Here is a 17,715-nt window from a genome sequence, read left to right as displayed (position 1 = left end):
TCGCTGAGTTACTTCGATAGAGATCAATACATCGCTTTTTCCGTTATTTCTAACGGGGCAGTTTTGCTCGTTGTTCAGTTTTCAAAGAACAATTTGTTTTTCGCAACAACGTTTCATATCTTATCACGTTGCCCATTTTAGTGTCAAGCGTTATTTTTCATCGATTTCAATTTCTATCAATCAATGATGTTCAGCTTTTCGTCCCAACCGCGTGTCTCTCTCGGCCGGAATTAGAATATACCATAGGCTTGTACAGCTATGCAAGCTTTTTCTATAAAAAGTTTCTACTTACTCAAAAGGCTCATCGTACATAGGATCGTATTCATTATAGTTCTCTTCTTCGGCTGCGTTCTGAATATCATCTGCTCCTATAAAGATGAGCTGATAGCCGTCTTCCTGATGCTTCTTCAGCGCTTTCTCCTTTACGTATTTGGAACTGCCTTCGGCAGCTTCTTCATCATAGAACAGCAGCAAGCCATCCGACTTACGAAATAGCAATTCATCTCTGGCCTGAAACTGCCAAGGCCCGACATAGGGCTGATGGCTGACAGCACCATAATAGTCTACTTGTGAAATGATTTGCTGGTAGTAGCTCTTTTTCTCATCCTTCCATTGTTCATCGGGATTCATAAAAGCCGTTATAATCGACAGTTTGAGCTGAGGATATGTCAGACGTAGTTCAAGTGCTACTTCACACACCCATAGGTCGAACCCGTACTGTCCTGGAGTAATGATCCATTCCAGCCCTTCCTCAATAAGGGGCAGCAGTTTAGCTTCTATTGCTTTCTTAATAAAAGGAATGTGCTTATGCTTCTGATTAAAGATTTGCAGCTCATTAGCCCGGTAACCGGTTGCGAATAGTGTCTTCATCGTGCCACCTCTTTTCTACATCCATTCAATATAACAGCATAAGATGAGAAGCGTCAGAGAATGTACGTTCTGCTTAGCATCAAAAAAGAGCCATCTCCTTTAAGGAGACAGCTCTTCCGATTGATATTATTATTTTGCCATTACCTTCATGAAAACTGCGAGCATCTTCGCTGTTTCTTCGCGAGTAGCGGAATCTAGCGGAGCAAAGTAAACACCTGAGCGGTTCGCAATTGTTTTACCATTAATGATACCCGCTTGCTGCACAGCCTTTACCGCTTCTTTCACACTCGCTTGAATCGAATTGCTGTCTGCAAATGTAATAGCTTGGTTGCTTGCTGGTAGGCTCAAGTTCATTACCCCTGCAAAACGAACCAGCATCGCCGCCATCTCTGCACGTGAAATGAATGCTTTCGGATTAAACTTACCGCCGCCGATGCCACTTGTAATGCCTTTGTCAGCTGCCCATTGTACAGCATCCGCATAATAGTCAGTGGTACGGACATCGGAGAATTCACCTGCTTTATAGCTGCTTAATTGAGCTCCAGCAATACGGGAGAGTAGGATTGTAAAATCAGCTCTTGTAATATGGGCTTTTGGCGAGAATTGATTAGAGCCCGTTCCGGAAATAATGCTGCGTGCCGACAAATACGTAATCGCATCTTTCGCGAAGCTGGATTTTGTATCTTTGAATGACAACTTGTTATAACCCACAGCGTAACGCGAGAAATGAGAAACCTCAAAGCTTACTGTAGCTGTAGCAGAGTCATAACTGCCAGACGGTACAGTTACAAGCTCACCACTATCCGAGATGTAATAGATAACGATAGCATTGCGATCTTCATTAGCCTGTGGCGTATATGGCACTTGAATGTGCGCCGATCCTCCGCCGAAGGTAGAAATCGCGCTTCCGTTAGCTTTTACAGAGAAATCAAACACCGGGTGACTGCCTACTGCGTTAAGCAATGCTGTACGCTTTGCTCCAGTTAAACTTGCACCTGCGGTCGAAGCATCTGTTTGACGGACTGTAATTGTAACGTCATTATTCTTCGATGCTGTCGCAATAGACGAAATCGCTTTTGCATCAAAGGATACTGAACCTACACCCGCTTCAATAGTCAACTCTGATATTGCAGCTTCTTTCGTTGAGGCAAATACGCCTTTTTCAAATACGATTGCTGCCTCTTTGGCTTTACGATCGGGAATAGCTGTAATCGTCAAGCTGCCTGCTTGGCTGGTAGACGACTCATTCCGTAATTTTTTAAGAGCAGATGTGATTTGGTTAGAAGAGACATTAGCATTTGCTTTGCCTGTACTGTCTGTTGTTGCTTCTACTGTCGTTATAACATTTACTGTATCCGCGTCACCATTGTCTACAATTATGGAACCTCCGCCACTGGATCCGCCGCCAGTAGTTGGTTGATCAGGTATCTCAACAACTGTTGCTGGAGCTACTGTTACTGTACTTTCCGCTACAGCGTAGCCGTCAGCGCTTGTTGCTGAAATAACTGTAGTACCCGATTTAATTGCTGTAACCTTACCATTCTGATCAACCGTTGCAATGCTAGGGGCAGAAGAAGACCATGTTATCGTGCTGGATGCTCCGTTTGCCGGAACGATAGCAGCATTCAGTTGGCCTGCTGCACCACCGACTGTAAGAGAAAGCGTCTTTTGATCAAGAGTTACTTTCGTTACATTAATCTGATAGACTCCAACTTTGCCGCCAACTTCATACGCTACAAGCAGCAGTGGCTGTCCAGTTGGACTGGCCGATGCAGGAATGAATTCAATACCTTCCGGACCTGTGTCTGTATCCAGAATGTCACTGCCTGTATAATTTCGGGTATTCGTGTAATTCGCAAATTGTGGATGCTCCGGATCCGTCACGTCATAGGTCATGAAACCGCCAGTACGTTCAAGCCCGATGAATGCAAGCTCCTTGTTGCCTACTTTGCCAACCTTGATATCTTCCGGTTCAGGACCTTTCTTCACGCTACGGGAATCCATAGAGGTTGCATCATTGCTAACATTAAAGTAATTAGGTTGACGTTTAGCAGTAATGGTCTCGAAATCATTGCCGCTGTCGTACACCTGATCCATTGTCGCTGCATTCCATACCGAGAATGAGCGACCGCCATACATATAAATGCCGTCATTACCCATGTCTGCTGCAACTTCAACTTTATCGTATGCGGTAGTATCCTTCAGGAAGTTATACGCTGCTGAATTTGGATCAAGGTTGCCTTTAACCGCACCAACCTTGCTTGCATTTTCGCGGAATTCTGAGGCATCGCCTTCATTAGCTGTAAACAGATAGGTCTTGCCGTTTACCGTATAGGAAGCCATACCGTCAGGCATGTACATGCCCTTGAAAGGTACTGTCTCAAGCTGAATTGCGGAATTTGACTGTATATCCAGTGCATTAGCCACCTCATTAAAATCTTTAAAGCCCAAATCTTTAACAGCCGTAACTTTACGGGTTGCAATATCAACAACAGCGATTGCGTTGTTTTCCTGCAAGGTGACATAGGCTGTCTTGCTATCACCAGATAGTGCAATATACTCCGGCTCGAAATCATAGTCCGCATCTTCTTTCTTGCCAGGAAATTCCGAAGTTCCTTGCGTCACATCACCGCGAATATGAACGCCGTCTTCAATGACATCCGGATTATCGAAATAAACTGGAGTGGATGTATTAGCAACGGTGTCGACAATCGTTACGCTGCCTTTGGCATCTTTAGTCACTTCACGCGGCTCCGCTTCGTCAGCAGTCAGGATATAACGGCCGTCTTCCGTAGACTTGATCATATCCGGTTGTACGCCTGTATCATATTCGGTTACGTAGTTGCCGTCATAATCAAGAACAATAATTTTGCCTGGCATGAGTGCATCTTCATCCTGCACCGAAATAGCAATTCGCTTAGTTGTTGTATTAATGTCTACGCTTGTAAGGTCACCATAATTAAACTCACCATGCTCTTCCGACAATTCCTCCACCTTAACGGTCTTCTCCGTCACTAAGTTCCCCGTTGCGTTTCCTAAGCCAATGATTTCTAAGCTTGGAGGACTACCCGAGCCGTTAACCAAATAAAACTTGTTGTTGTCTTTATTGTATTTGACGATCTCGGCAACGCCGCCATCTGCATCGGTTTGTCCTAGAGAGAAGCTTCCGATCTTCGAAATAGAAAGGGTATCTTTCAGATCCTGAATCGGTTGGCCGATTGTCAGCCAAAAAGACTTCGTTGCCGTTAAAGCAGGATTTGCACTATCCGTTGCTGTTACTGTAATGAGAGAAGACTTAGCAGTATCTGTTGGTGTGCCAGTAATAACACCTGTTGCACTTTCTAGCAGCAAGCCAGCAGGCAAATTCGTTGCGCTATAAGTATAAGGAGCAGTTCCACCGCTGGCGGCAACGGTTGCCGTATAAGGTGTTCCGATTATTGCGCCTGCAAGTGCAGTTGTTGTAAAGACAACCGGTTCTACTTCAGGTGTTCCTGGCTGTTCAGGAGTTGTAACTCCCCAAGGACCAAAATTGCTGTTATGGGGAAGTGTATTCGTCAATTCCGTTCCATTGGCTGCAAATAATGCCTCGTAATCAATCTGTTGAAAATCGGTTTTATTATTATCTCCGTCAACGGTAGTCTTGCGACGGATCGATTTTTTCTTGGATGTACCCTCAGTAGCACCTGAAGGATACGCCATTTCATAACCATCAATGTCACTATTAGGATCATTACTGCCTGTTCCAACCATATCGACATAGCCTTCAGGCTTTGTATTAAATGGATTAGCGTTTGTTGCGTCAAGCAGTGTTTGATTGCTCATCAATACTACTTTCATACCTTTATTGTTAATAAATTGAGTATCCCAAGTCTGGTCCGCTGCACCCGCAAGACTAATTTTTGCATCTCCTGCATTGGCAGTCACATTCGTCACTGCACCAGTTACAAGGAAGGACGAATGAGCTTTAATCGTTCCGGACAGGTTAAGCTTTTTCCACTCGGAAGTAATTACCCCAGTCGTAGCGCTAGTACCACGGTCATTATATTGAAGAGACCATCCAGCCAAATTGATATCATTGTCAGTCTGATTGTAAAGCTCAATAAACCCGTTAGAAAGAAATACACCTGTTGATGCTGCTAGGCCACCGCCGTATACCTGATTAATAATGACATGAGGAACATTCACATTATATTGACTCGGAGCCGTATAAGGGGTCCCCGGAGTTACCGTTGCTCCCTCTGCCATTACCGTGCCTGTCCCTAAAAAGGCTGCAGCGGCAATCTCTGCTGCGAGGAATATGGATAAAAAGCGTTTACTTCTGCTAATCAATGACATTCACTCCCAATTGATAAATTCTTTCTTCTCGCCCAATTGTATAGAGAAAATGTTTTCTATACGTAAATATGAAGATTAAGATCTTGTAAACAACTGTCAAATTTTGATTCGTATAATCTCAGCTCTTTGTATCGACTAAGAAAGGTCTTGCCAAGAAACACTAATAATATGTAAAATCATCAAGTTGCGTAAAAAATGACTTCATTATATGGAGGTTTAACAGCAAGATGAAACAACTTGAAATCGGCGTCCAGGAAAGACCGCCAATTGGCCAAAGCCTTATGCTCAGCATTCAGCATTTGTTTGCGATGTTTGGCTCAACTGTACTCGTACCAAATTTGCTAGGCGTAGACCCTGCCATTTGTCTTCTCATGAACGGGTTTGGCACACTGCTTTATTTATTTATTGTTAAAGGTAAGATTCCCGCTTTTCTCGGCTCGAGCTTTGCCTTTATCGCACCTGCCGGAGCCGTTATCGGCAATCATACTTCCCATTCTGATGGGTATGCTGCTGCACTTGGCGGCTTTATTGCTGCCGGCGTTGTCTTCACGATCGTTGCTCTAATTATTCAAGCAGCCGGTACCGGCTGGATTAATGTGATTTTCCCTCCTGCTGCAATGGGTGCTATCGTAGCCGTTATCGGACTTGAGCTGATTCCTGTGGCAGCAGGGATGGCAGGATGGATTAAATCCCCGAGCGCACCAGTTGATGAAGTTTGGACACCAGACGGAGCAGCAATTACCATCTCCATCGTCACACTTCTCATTACAATACTCGGTTCGGTGCTGTTCCGAGGCTTTATGCGCATCATTCCGATTCTGATCGGGATTGTGTGTGGTTACGTACTTGCTTACTTCATGGACTTTACGAATTTCGAAAACGTATCTGCAAGTAACTGGCTTGCAGCACCTACGTTCACAACGCCAACATTTGAATGGGCGGCTATACTTACAATCGTTCCCGCTTCACTAGTCGTTCTTGCCGAGCATATTGGCCATTTGATCGTAACCGGGAATATCGTAAAAAAAGATCTGTCCAAGGATCCAGGTCTTCATCGCTCACTACTTGGCAACGGAATCTCAACTATTATTTCTGGATTCCTAGGTTCTACACCAAACACGACTTATGGTGAAAATATCGGCGTTCTCGCGATTACCCGTGTATATTCAACCTTCGTCATCGGCGGTGCAGCTGTATTCGCTATTCTGCTGTCATTCTTCGGCAAGTTCTCGGCACTTATCGCTGCTATTCCCGCTCCAGTAATGGGCGGCGTATCGCTCTTACTGTTTGGCGTAATCGCTGCATCCGGCCTTCGCATGTTGGTTGAATCGAAGATCGACTACAGCAAGCCAACTAACCTGTACTTAACGACCGTTGTCCTTGTTACCGGCTTAAGCGGTGCAAAAATTACGATTGGCGACTTCTCTCTGTCGGGTATGGCTCTTGCAACCGTAACGGCTATCGTGCTCAGCTTATTATTCAAATTGTTCGAAGTTACTCGGATTTCTAACGATACCGAAGCATCCGGACATTAATTTGGTTTAAAAAACAAACAAGCCCAGCAGGCATAAGCCGCTGGGCTTTTGTTTTTAAAGATACTAGCCTCTTTTTCTACGTGTCATTACATCGAAGATTACTGCAATTGCGAGAACGCCGCCACGGATCATGTATTGATAGGAGATTCCTACCCCCATTAAGTTCATGCCGCTTGATAGCGAAGCCATAACGATCGCACCAATAATCGAACCGGTTACTTTACCAACGCCACCCGCAGCGGATACACCGCCAACATATGCAGCAGCAATCGCATCAAGCTCGAACAGCGTACCAGCTGTTGTTGTTGCCGATTGCAGACGTGCAGTGAACAAGATTCCGGATAGAGCCGAAAGCAGACCCATCGAACCAAACACGATATACGTAATCTTTTTCACATTAATACCACTTAAGTGTGCCGCTTCCGGGTTGCTTCCTACCGCATAAATATGGCGTCCAAGTACCGTGCTTGTTGTCAGGAAATGATAGATGATTACAACACCAAGCATAATAATAACCGTCCAGGAGAAGCCATTGTAACCTGAGATAATGTAAGTAATGTATGCGATAATAGCCGATACGAAGATAAGTTTAACCGTAAACATACCTTTAGAGATCACTTCGAATTGATACTTAATCTTATTTCGGCGCTTCGAGAACTCGAAGTAGATGAATAGCAGAATGACAAACAAGCCAAGCACGAGTGACAAGAAGTTTAAATCATCCAGTTTAAACAAGGATGGAATATAGCCGTTGCCTAATGCGTTGAAATGCTCATCCTTTACGATAATCGTACCTGTCTTTTCCGTTACTCGCAGCAATGCGCCTCTGAAAATCAGCATGCCTGCGAGGGAAGCTACGAAGGACGGAATACCAAGTGATGCAACAAGTACACCGTTGAAGAGGCCAACAACAATACCAAGAACAAGAATGATTGGTATCGTCAGATAGACGGGAACACCGGCCTGCGATAATAATATGGCAGCGATGGCGCCTAGGAATCCAGCTGCAAAACCAACGGATAAGTCGATATGCCGAATCACGATAACGAGTGTCATACCTACAGCAAGTACAGCGATATACCCTGTAGCATCGAGCAGGTTACTAATATTACGGGAAGACATAAACAAGCCATCCGTTAAAATAGAGAACGTAAGCATGATGACAAACAGCGCAATGTACATGCCGTATTGGCGTATATTCACTGTAAGCAACGTTTTTCCTTCAGTGAGAATGTTCGTCGGGCGTTCCTTTTTTCCCTGAGTGACAATATTCATAAGGTGTTCCTCCTAAAATGAATGGCCACACAAATGGCAATTATAAGCCATTCGTGGTGATTCAAACTTCGTAAGCGTAGTTTATTGCGTTGCAAATTGCATAATATTTTCTTGGTTAGCCTCTTCTACAGGCAGCTCGCCTTTAATTCGTCCTTCCGCCATCACATAGATCCGGTCACTCATACCGAGTATTTCTCCAAGCTCAGAGGAGATCATGATGATACTCATTCCTTCTGCAATCAGCTTGTTCATAATCGTATAAATTTCAAATTTGGCGCCTACATCAATACCACGTGTAGGTTCATCCAAGATGAGCAGCTGCGGACCAACAAAGAGCCATTTGCCTAGTGATACCTTCTGCTGGTTGCCGCCGCTAAGGTTGCCGACGATCTGCTCAATCGAAGGTGCCTTTACATTCAGCGAGCTTTTGTAATCACTAGCGATCCGAATCTCTTTATTGTCATCAATAACCCCGCTCCGGGATATCCCCTTCAGGTTAGCAGCCGAGATGTTGTTCTTAATATCCTGAATCAAGAACAAGCCGTCTCCCTTGCGATCTTCGGTTACATAGGCAATACCTTCCTTGATCGCTTCATTCGGATGCTTGAATGATTTTGGTAAACCATTCACCAGCAATTCGCCTTGCAGTTTATAAGACTTCGGATTGCCGAAGATGCTGCGAGCAAGCTCCGTACGTCCCGAGCCCATCAAGCCGGCTATTCCGACGATTTCTCCTTTTTTAACATTCAGGTTAACGTTCTTCACTACTTCCCTGCCAAGCTGAGAATCGTAGGCGGTCCAATTACGAACCTCAAGAATGTTGTTCCCAAACGATTTATTTGCTCTCTTCGGATAAATATCTTCGATTTCACGCCCGACCATGTTGCGAATAATCGTATTTTCAGTAATTTCACCTTTGGAACCATCTAATGTGCAAATCGTACGTCCATCACGAAGTACCGTTGCTTTATCTGCTATCGCGATAACTTCCTTCAGCTTATGGGAAATCATAATGCTAGTAATACCTTGCTTCTTCAGCTCCCGCAGAAGCTCAAGTAGATTCTCACTGTCATTCTCGTTTAAGGCTGCCGTTGGTTCGTCCAGAATAAGCAGCTTTACATTTTTGCTTAGTGCTTTGGCAATTTCAACAAGCTGCTGCTTGCCTACTCCCAAGTCCTTGATCAGCATTTCCGGATTAACATCCAGACCTACCCGCTCCAGCATGCGCTTAGCTTCAGCTATGGTCTTGTTCCAATCTACAATCTTGCCGCGTGTGATTTCATTTCCAGCAAAAATATTCTCGTAAACCGTAAGATCCGGGAATAACGCCAACTCTTGATAGATGATAGCGATGCCGGTTTTGACGCTGTCACTGATTTTGTTGAAAACTTGTATATCATCTTCAAACACGATATCGCCTTTATAAGTTCCATAGGGATACACTCCGCTTAGAACCTTCATCAGCGTAGATTTGCCGGCTCCATTCTCACCAATCAGGCAATGAATCTCGCCTTGCTCTACTTTGAAGTTAACGTCCGAGAGTGCTTTAACTCCCGTGAATTCCTTGGAGATATTGTTCATCTCTAAAATGTAGCTTTTCATCATTATGCACTCCTAAAAAGAATTTTCGCGTTCTTTGCGATAATTCTTACTTCGTAAGGAACCGCTTAGCAAACTAATAGTAAGAAATAGTGATAGACGAATCTATCACTATTCCCCGCCATCATTTACAATTACAGACCAGTGAAGTCGCTCGCTTTGTAGTAAGCCGAATCGATAAGCTCTTTTTGTACATTGTCTTTGTTTACAGTGATTACATTTGTTTGCTTCGCTTTAACATCAACTTTGCCGTTATTATACGAGCCAGTTGTTGCAGGGTCTTTGCCGTCAAGAATATCTACAGCCATGCCCATTGCATCTTTAACCAGCGTACGAACGTCTTTGAATACGGTCATCGATTGCTTGCCGTCGATTACATATTGGATAGATGCTTGCTCAGCATCTTGGCCAGTTACAACATAGCTGGATACCGCGCTGTCAGCACCAAATACATCAGCGATCGAGCGAGCTGTTCCATCGTTTGGAGCAAGGATTGCTACATCGCCTTTCATATCAGCAGCTGCAGCAGTCAAGTGAGTTTGAGCTTTGTTCTTCGCTTCGTTTGGATCCCAGTTCGTTGTTACTTGACCGATGATTTTGCTCAGTTGGTCACGGGAAAGGTCTTTCGTATCTTTCAGAGCTTCAGCTTCGCTGGAGTTAGCGATTTTGAAAGTGCCGTCAGCGATTTTTGGTTGCAGAACGTTCCAAGCACCTTGGAAGAACAGGAATGCGTTGTTGTCAGAAGCTGCACCAGCATACAGGTACAATGGCTCGCCGCTGCCTTTTGCATTGTCAACCAGGTATTGAGCTTGTGCTGCACCTACGGACACGCTGTCGAATGTTACGTAGTAGTCGACTGCATCTGTGTTTGTGATCAAGCGGTCATACGAGATAACTTTGATGCCTTCATCTTTAGCAGCTTCTACTGCTGCTGCTGCAGCATCGCCGTCTTGCGGACAGATAATAAGAACTTTGATGCCTTTGTTGATCAATGTTTCTACGTTTTCTTTTTCTTTCGCAGAAGAACCTTGGCTGAACAGAATTTCAGTTGTGTATTTGGAGCCCTTCAGTGCGTCTTTGAAACGTTGCTCGTCCTGAACCCATCTTGGCTCATCCTTAGTTGGAAGTACGATACCAACGCTTACTTTGCTGTCGCCTTTGCCGCATGCCGCTACTAGAGCTGTGAGCAATAGAACAACAATTAAAAGTGCAACCGATTTGAAGCTTTTTCTCATCTTCGTTACCCCTCCATAAATGACTAAGTTCCTTACACGACCAACTATAGCATGGGGAACTTCCAATGAAAGCGCTATTATATAGCACTCTTTTATAACCACCTATACTTTTTTGCTGCACCTGCAAAAAAATGAGGTTAACCAGTTTTATACTGGCTAACCTCATTCGTGAATCCTTATTCAACGTTCTTATACACATCCTCATGAGAATGGAATCCATCCGCAATAATGGTCTCATCTATATTAGTTTTGTCTACTGCGATGGGTGACAAGAGAACAGACGGCACTTCGATTCTGCCATTATTGACGGTCCGTTCTGCGCCTGTATCCTCACCTTTGGCAAGCTTCACAGCAAGTTCTGCTGCTTTATCGGCAAGCAGCTTGATCGGCTTATACACGGTCATGGTCTGTGTACCTTCAACGATACGCTGCGCGGCGGCAAGCTCTGCATCTTGACCAGCTACAGGAAGTTTACCTGCTAGACCTTGCCCCTGAAGCGCCTGAATTACGCCTCCTGCTGTCGCATCATTAGCTGCAATGACGGCATTAATATCGTTGTCATTGGCATCGAGTGCCGATTGCATATTCGCTAAAGCATTAACTGGTGTCCAGTCTTTTGTCCACTGATCGTATACGACAGTAATATCCCCACGGTCAATCAGCGGCTGCAGAACATTAAATACGCCTTGTTTAAACAAATGCGCATTGTTGTCTGTATCGGCACCTCCGATATAAACAAACTTGCCCTTCGGTACAAGCTTAGTAATTGCCTTAGCCTGAAGTTCTCCTACTGCCTCATTATCAAATGAAACATAAAGATCAACATCAGCGTTCTTGATCAGACGGTCATAAGCGAGTACTTTAATACCTGCTGAATGAGCTTTCTTCACGATCGCTGCTGTTGCATCCGCATTGTGAGGAACAACAACAAGGATATCAACTCCCTCGCTGATCAGTGCTTCCGCTTGCGAGATCTGCTTGGCATCATCACCATTTGCCGCAATAATCTCGACTTCCGCGCCAAGCGCCTCACAAGCTTCCCGGAATAGATCTCTATCCTTCAGCCATCGCTCTTCAAGCAGTGTATCCATTGAGAACCCAATTTTTATTTTCTTGTTTTTATCTGTGGTATTCGAGGAAGCTGTTGTTGTATGAATCGGCTTATTAGTCTCGCTAGTTGTCTGGCTGCTATCGCATGCCCCCAAGACACTGCTGAAGACCATTGCTGCGATGAACAGCATTGATCTTCTCCTTGCGATGCCCAGTTTCATTTGCTTCTCTTCCTTTATCACAAATTTGTATGCTGCAAGCTTATTTGCCAAGAAGGGTTTTACGGTATTCCGTAGGAGAAACCTCACACATTTTTTTGAACACCTTACTAAAGTAATTAGGATCATGATAGCCGACCATATACGTAATCTCTTTCAAACTTCGCTCAGGGTCACCCATGAGCTTGATGGCTTTCTTAATCCGGCATTCCGTCAGAAAATCAATATAGTTGATGCCAAGCTGGTCTTTAAACATTTTGCTGATATAAAAAGGACTTAAGCCAACCATACTCCCGATTGCTTCAAGGGAAATATCCTCATGGGAGTGATCCATAATGTATTGCTTAATTTGCTGAATGGTATCCGGCTCGATTCGGTCATGATGCTCGGAGAAAGTTTGTCTCATCCGTTCAAGCAGCAGCTCTGACTCCACTCGTAATTGCCTATAGTCCTGGGCCTGGGAGGAGTAAAGCGGTGTATCAATCTCAACGCCCATCTCCAGCAAAACGCGTGAGGCAATCCAGAGCAGCTCAAGTACACGCTGCTGGGTATACAGCAGATTCGCTCCTTCATTCTCATAACGGCGGATAAAGTCCAGCATATCTGTACGAACCTGCTCCCATTGTCCAAGCCGAATCCGGTCGAAAAGCTGCTGCTCTATTTGTTTGACCGGATAGCCGTCACGTGTAACGCCAAGGACTGGGGTATCCTCATAAAAACGATATTTGACCGGCAGTGTAGGGTCCATTGAGGCGATTAAGGCTTCCTGATAGGACTGCCGGATTTGATCCAATGATTCATAAACATTACCGATCCCGATAAACCAGCCTTCATGCCCGTCAGACTTTGCCACAGCAAGCAGCTCGCGTGCCATCGTAACCGCTTGAGAGCGAACGGACCGTTCTGCCTCTGGGAATACAATAATCGGGATTTGCCGGCCATACATCGCACCAACCCACCCGCTGCCCATGCTTCTCACTTTCTCTTTAATGGCTGAATAATAATTCTCAGAGCCATTTGGCAGCAAGACGGTCATCGCATATTTCTCATTCGCTGTACTAACCCCAAGAAGACCTACCAGCTCATCCAAATGTACTTCATGCACATGATCAAACAATAATTGCGTAACAATGTCTGTCTCGATGATCGGCATTACCTTCTGCAAAGCAAAGCGCTGCTGCTCAGTCGTCTCAACGGTCTTGCGCTCTTCCTCGATCAAATGGAGTACCCGCTGCACCGTAGCTACAATCTCCGAAGCTTTGCTTGGCTTGAGCAGATAATCTTTCACTCCAAGCTTTATGGCCCTGCGTGCATAGTCGAACGTATCGTAGGCCGTAACCATAATGAACTTGATTGCCGGGTTACTGGCATTAATCAATTCTACTGCCTCGAGGCCATTAATCCCTGGCATCTTGACGTCCATTAATATGAGGTCTGGCTGAAACTCCTCCGCCATCTGCAGCGCAATTTTCCCATTTTTCGCTTGTTCGATAACAAGCTCAGGAAGCCCATGCTGAAGAATGGCTTGTAATCCTTCCCGTTCAATCTGCTCGTCATCAACAATCAGCAGCTTATACATAAATTATCCGGCCTCCCTAACCTTCGGCAGCTTCAAGATTACTTTTGTTCCTTTTCCGACTTCGCTTTGAATCTCCATAATATCTTCTCGGCCGTAGAACAAACGAAGGCGGCTGATTACATTCCCAAATCCGATACCGGTTGAATGTCCGTCCCCCTCCTGCGAGTTGAATCGATCCTCCACGATCTGCGATATTTTCTCCTCTGATATGCCGCTTCCTTCATCCTCAATCTCGATCATGACATTTGATCCTTCATCCCGAATACGGAAGGTAATAGTACCACCTTGCTCGAGCGGCTCTATGGCATGAATAACAGCATTCTCGATAATAGGTTGAATCGTAAGCCCAGGAATTTGTATCGACAAGCAGGCTTCATCCACCTCTTCCTCAAAGCGAAGACGATCGGTAAACCGTGTTTGTTGGATAAAAATATATTCGCGCAGCACACGTACCTCTTCATACAAGGTGACCGGCCGATCAAGACGCTTCAGATTATAACGGAGAAGCCTCGCTACACTTGTCAGAAGATCACTTGTTTCCACTGAGCCTTCCAAATAAGCCTTCTTCGATAACGTATCAAGTGTATTAAATAAAAAGTGCGGATTAATCTGACTTTGCAGACTTCGAAGCTGACTCTCCTGCAGCAAAAGCTTGTTTTTCTGAAGCTCGCTCTCGAGCTGTGCTTTGTACTGCATCTCAGAGATCAGATTGTTAATATTGACTCGCATCCTGTCAAAGGTTTTGGCTAGGAAAGATATCTCATCGTTGGCGTATATTTCGATGTGGGTATCAAATCTTCCTCGTGAAAGCTCACGGGCTGCTTGTGTCAGTCTCTGAATGGGGCGAGTTATACTTAGAGAGAACCAGTACGTAAACAATAAGAGAAGGAATGTAATTAATGCCAGCATCCAGACCCCTAGCTTCTTGAGCTCAACGGATTGAATAATCATCCCCCGATAGAACTGATCATAGGTCTGAAGCTCAGTACCAAGAAGCGTTAGTGTCATCTCCGAAATATATTTAGATAATCGCGTTACTTCCGTGAAATCATTTAAAGCCTCTTCATTATTCTTTTCGCTTAGAAGCCGTATGGAACGATTCGTTGAATCCACTAAACTATCTATTAGATTGAGGTAATTCGTAAGTGTAAACTGATTGCTGTTATTACGCAGATCCGCAATATTCCGCTGTGCCTCCAGCAGCCTTTGACGATCAGCCTCTACATTAGACAACTTGGAGGTAGATGGGGTCTGTATATAATTGTTGAGCGATGTGACAAGCTGCTGACTGGAAGCGCTCACTTCATTCATTTGCAGGTATCGCTGTAAAATGTCATTATACTGATCCTGCATTTTCTGATTGTAATAGGTGAGAATGAACCAAATGGCTACCATAATAAAGAGGACGATGGCGGTCAGTGACAATATCTTTTTCTGGACTGTATTCATGGAAGCTCATCCGCCTTCAGAAGCCGAATATCGGTATAATAACCGTCATACTTCAAAGGGAATGTCTCACCCTTCAGCCATTGCACCATAAGCTGCACGCCTAGCTCCCCCATCATTTCGGGTGATTGCTCGATAATGCCGCTCATCTTTTTTTCTTTAAGCAGCGTCTTAATCTCAGGGCTGTCATCAAACGAGTAGATATGGAACCTGCTAAGCTGCGCACGCTTGCTGATCTCCTGCACCATCGCACTCGCATTATTTGCCGTCACAGATACAAAAGCAGCTAGATTGGGCTCTTTATTCATAATTTCATTCGTGGCTGTAACTACCTTCTCCCTTGTATCCCCTGCTACTACCGTAATAGGCTCGATATCGGGATAGGAACTTAATACATCTAGAATCCCCTCTAAACGCCTGCTCTGGAAATCCTCTTGGCGGTCGGAGACCATCAGCACAACTTTTCCTTTCTTACCGATATCTTCAGCCAGCTGCGTTCCTATCATTTGACCTGCCTTATAATGATCAGAACCAATATAAGTTCGGCGTAAACTGTCTTCAATTGGTACATCGTTGGCAATCGTAAAGATTGGAATACCGTTACTGGCAGCCTTCACTGTAGCAAGCTGATTGAATTCATCCGTATTGAGGCCCTGTACGAGGATGCCGTCTACTTTTGAAGCGATAGCAATCTCCATATTTTTCAGAAAATCCTCCTGATTCGTTCCATAGCTGCCCCATACCGCTAATTCGGCGCCATACTTTGCTGCTGCTTTGGCAGCACTATCCTCGACTTTATCCCAAAATGGCGTGTCCATTTCTTGTGTAATTAGAATGATCCGATAATTAGTTTTGTTTGTGTTGCCCACATTTGCAGGAGCTGTTAAATTGTAATGAAACACCTGAATAAAAGATGATAGAGTAAACCCTAACAGCACCAGGCAAATGGCAGACAGCAGCACAATGACGAGTTTCCTCATGTGTCGGCTCCTTTATGATCGATCAATCTACTAAAAGCGCTTCCATCCATAGTTGCCCTCATCATAGCACAATAGACCTATGCAAGAAATGTATATTTTTCACACAAAATGAATTGACATCAAAATAAAACGAAGGATATAATTTCATAGTAGTTTTGGATAAATATGTAATTAATGAATTGAAACAGGAAGGTGAATCTTATTAAGAAGTTTTTTAGCGTGGTTGGAAAAATAGTATTAAGTGGCTTAATTCCTATTGTTATCATTATGGTTGGTGCTATCATTTATACGATCTGCGCTCTCATCTCCGGTGCTAGTGTGGACGATGTAACTTCCATCACTGGGGCACGCTGGACGCAGTATTTACAAATTGCCGCATTTATTGGTTCTGTCTTTGCCATGTATACATGGTTTGAACGTAATCATGGCTGGTCTCTTGGCCTCAAACAGCAATTTGGCGGCACTTTAGCTACTCAAGGCTTTTTTGCAGGATTCATCCTTATGTCCATCTCCGCTATTCTGATCTGGGCAGCAGGCGGCATTGGCTGGGAAGCTTCTACTTGGAATCAAACCTTGATCCTTTCCTTATTAGATGGCATTGTTTTATTCCTATTTGTTGCCTTATCTGAAGAGTTATTCTCACGTGGATATGTACAAGGTCTCATTAAATATCATTATGGACGGACTCCGGCCATTATCGTGAGCTCCATGATTTTTGCATTTATGCACAGTCTGAATCCGAACATGTTTGAGACGCCATATCCCTTCATTAATATATGCCTCGCTGGCATTCTATTCGCTGTAGCACGTGAATTAACCGGGGGACTATGGTGGCCGATAGGACTACATATGAGTTGGAACTTCTTCCAAGGCTACGTATATGGGTTTCAGGTATCGGGTACCGATCCTGTCCCAGCAGTCCTTCAAGTAACGGATAACGGTCCTATTCAATTATCTGGAGGGGATTTTGGAGCAGAAGGAAGTTATATTGCTTCACTTGTACTTATCCTGGGGATTATCGTTGTGTACTATTTGTATAAAGGTAAACATAAAACTGAAGCTCTAAAGCGCTGACCTTGAGTCAGCGTTTTTGTTTATGTATATACAAAAAAAAAGACCACTTCATTTCTGAAGTAATCTTGTGATTGTTATTTGGAGCGGAAGACGGGAATCGAACCCGCGACCCTCGCCTTGGCAAGGCGATGCTCTACCGCTGAGCCACTTCCGCATAATGGCTGGGGATCAAGGATTCGAACCTAGGAATGACGGAGTCAAAGTCCGTTGCCTTACCGCTTGGCTAATCCCCAACGCTTATATGTAATTCTAAACAAATAATGGGGCGATCGATGGGACTTGAACCCACGAATGCCAGAGCCACAGACTGGTGCGTTAACCCCTTCGCCACGACCGCCATAAATAGGTGTAAAAATTACACCTTCAAAACTGGATGCGAATGAATGAATTCCTTAAGCAATGCTTATGCACTAGTCATAAGTCTAAGCATATGCTTCCGAAGTAACTTTCCTTCAGAAAGTTTGTAGGATAAGCCCTCGACCGATTAGTATTCGTCAGCTCCACACATTGCTGTGCTTC

At 44.5% G+C, this 17,715-nt stretch carries 11 protein-coding genes and 3 tRNA genes; 2 read left to right on the top strand and 12 right to left on the bottom strand.

Annotated features, from left to right (window positions below; all coding sequences use genetic code 11):
- Positions 1-288 precede the first annotated feature (288 nt).
- Both FHS17_RS30205 and FHS17_RS30200 read right to left on the bottom strand, forming a co-directional pair.
- Positions 289-870, bottom strand: a complete 582-nt coding sequence (locus tag FHS17_RS30205; RefSeq protein WP_167283175.1) for an SLOG family protein — start codon at positions 868-870, stop codon at positions 289-291.
- Between the two features lie 129 nt (positions 871-999).
- Positions 1,000-5,199, bottom strand: coding sequence for a choice-of-anchor I family protein (locus FHS17_RS30200; RefSeq protein WP_415639932.1), 4,200 nt, complete (start codon positions 5,197-5,199; stop codon positions 1,000-1,002).
- Positions 5,200-5,432: 233 nt separating this feature from the next.
- Here FHS17_RS30200 and uraA point away from each other — a divergent pair, with 233 nt between their 5' ends.
- A complete protein-coding gene (gene uraA, locus FHS17_RS30195; protein WP_167283170.1) occupies positions 5,433-6,740 on the top strand; it encodes a uracil permease in 1,308 nt (435 codons plus the stop codon).
- Between the two features lie 63 nt (positions 6,741-6,803).
- On the opposite strand, the gene FHS17_RS30190 is transcribed toward uraA, so the two are convergent.
- From FHS17_RS30190 to FHS17_RS30160, 7 genes are all read right to left on the bottom strand, one after another.
- The gene (locus FHS17_RS30190) at positions 6,804-8,015 is read right to left on the bottom strand and encodes a sugar ABC transporter permease (RefSeq protein WP_243865607.1); all 1,212 of its coding nucleotides are present in this window, start codon (positions 8,013-8,015) and stop codon (positions 6,804-6,806) included.
- An 81-nt stretch (positions 8,016-8,096) separates the two neighbouring features.
- On the bottom strand, positions 8,097-9,617 hold the full coding sequence (locus FHS17_RS30185) for a sugar ABC transporter ATP-binding protein (protein ID WP_167283177.1): 1,521 nt from the start codon (positions 9,615-9,617) through the stop codon (positions 8,097-8,099).
- 131 nt (positions 9,618-9,748) lie between these two features.
- Positions 9,749-10,849, bottom strand: coding sequence for a sugar ABC transporter substrate-binding protein (locus tag FHS17_RS30180; protein ID WP_167283167.1), 1,101 nt, complete (start codon positions 10,847-10,849; stop codon positions 9,749-9,751).
- 176 nt (positions 10,850-11,025) lie between these two features.
- Entirely contained in the window at positions 11,026-12,120 is a 1,095-nt protein-coding gene (gene xylF, locus FHS17_RS30175) for a D-xylose ABC transporter substrate-binding protein (RefSeq protein ID WP_167283165.1), read from the bottom strand.
- Positions 12,121-12,160: 40 nt separating this feature from the next.
- A complete protein-coding gene (locus FHS17_RS30170; RefSeq protein ID WP_167283163.1) occupies positions 12,161-13,696 on the bottom strand; it encodes a response regulator in 1,536 nt (511 codons plus the stop codon).
- Positions 13,697-13,699: 3 nt separating this feature from the next.
- Positions 13,700-15,145 (bottom strand): sensor histidine kinase, encoded by a 1,446-nt coding sequence (locus FHS17_RS30165; RefSeq protein ID WP_167283161.1) that lies wholly within the window; start codon positions 15,143-15,145, stop codon positions 13,700-13,702.
- Positions 15,142-16,122: a sugar ABC transporter substrate-binding protein gene (locus tag FHS17_RS30160; protein ID WP_167283159.1), complete on the bottom strand. Its 981-nt coding sequence runs from the start codon at positions 16,120-16,122 to the stop codon at positions 15,142-15,144. The genes FHS17_RS30165 and FHS17_RS30160 overlap by 4 nt, the downstream gene beginning before the upstream one ends.
- 219 nt (positions 16,123-16,341) lie before the next feature.
- Between FHS17_RS30160 and FHS17_RS30155 the strand changes: the two genes are divergently transcribed.
- Entirely contained in the window at positions 16,342-17,196 is an 855-nt protein-coding gene (locus FHS17_RS30155) for a CPBP family glutamic-type intramembrane protease (protein WP_167283157.1), read from the top strand.
- Between the two features lie 79 nt (positions 17,197-17,275).
- Here FHS17_RS30155 and FHS17_RS30150 read toward each other — a convergent pair.
- From FHS17_RS30150 to FHS17_RS30140, 3 genes are all read right to left on the bottom strand, one after another.
- A tRNA-Gly gene (locus FHS17_RS30150) sits at positions 17,276-17,350 on the bottom strand.
- A 4-nt stretch (positions 17,351-17,354) separates the two neighbouring features.
- Positions 17,355-17,429: transfer RNA gene (locus FHS17_RS30145), tRNA-Gln, on the bottom strand.
- Between the two features lie 28 nt (positions 17,430-17,457).
- Positions 17,458-17,533 (bottom strand) — tRNA-His (locus FHS17_RS30140).
- Between the last annotated feature and the right edge of the window lie 182 nt (positions 17,534-17,715).

The organism is Paenibacillus lupini, from assembly GCF_011761355.1.
In the GTDB taxonomy this organism is placed as follows: domain Bacteria; phylum Bacillota; class Bacilli; order Paenibacillales; family Paenibacillaceae; genus Pristimantibacillus; species Pristimantibacillus lupini.
This window is presented reverse-complemented; position numbering and strand designations above follow the sequence as displayed.